General features: G+C 55.3%; 1 protein-coding gene. It reads left to right on the forward strand.

Annotation, left to right across the window (positions count from 1 at the left end; all coding sequences use genetic code 11):
- Window positions 1–477 precede the first annotated feature (477 nt).
- A partial coding sequence (locus tag ACZYSM_RS29260; RefSeq protein WP_489077165.1) for a hypothetical protein occupies window positions 478–693 on the forward strand: 216 nt, incomplete at its 3' end.

The following is a 693-nucleotide window of genomic DNA, read 5'->3' on the forward strand; positions in this document are numbered from 1 at the left end:
CGGCAGCAGCCTTGAGTCCAATACCTCGTTGAGCGACAGTTCTTAAATCGCTCTCGGATTATTGTCTTTCGCTAAAACACACCCTGTAACGTCTCGACTGTTTGATTCTGGCGTCTCACCTCTCGCCGTTGAATATTAGTAAAAGCCAGGCGTCGGCGCGCAGCGCGTCCACCTACATAGCAAGCGTTTTACGCCATGCCGGGGACCGTCAGATCAAGTGGGTCTGAACTGTTTTCGTCAACGGTTTTGGCTTCATCGGGAGCTCCCCGGCAAGAATCGTCGGGGAGAGCTCGCGTCGATGGAGCGCCTGCTCAGGCGGCTCGCCCCGGTCACAGTTGACCACTGCCTTGAGCTTTAGAGTGATGGCGTTATCGTTCAGCTACCTCTCTATCGCTGCGTGCTACCTTCATAACCTCAGCAAGTTCAAGTCCACCAGATGCATTCGTCAGCGTCAGGCGACCTACCGGTGAAAGCAGAATGAAAGGTCTATCACGCTTATACACTTGGCCGCTGGCGTTCCTGGCCATAGCTATCGTGCTGCCTGCCCCTGTACAGGCCGCGGTGGGCCATAAGGGAAGTGTCTGTCAGGCCAGTCAGTTGGATGCCCATTTCGATGACCGGGATGGCGTATTTGACGGCATGTCACAACGTGGCACTTTGTTGGTTCTGCGTAACAACGGGCCTCACACCTGT

This window comes from Pseudomonas sp. F220, from assembly GCF_057813935.1.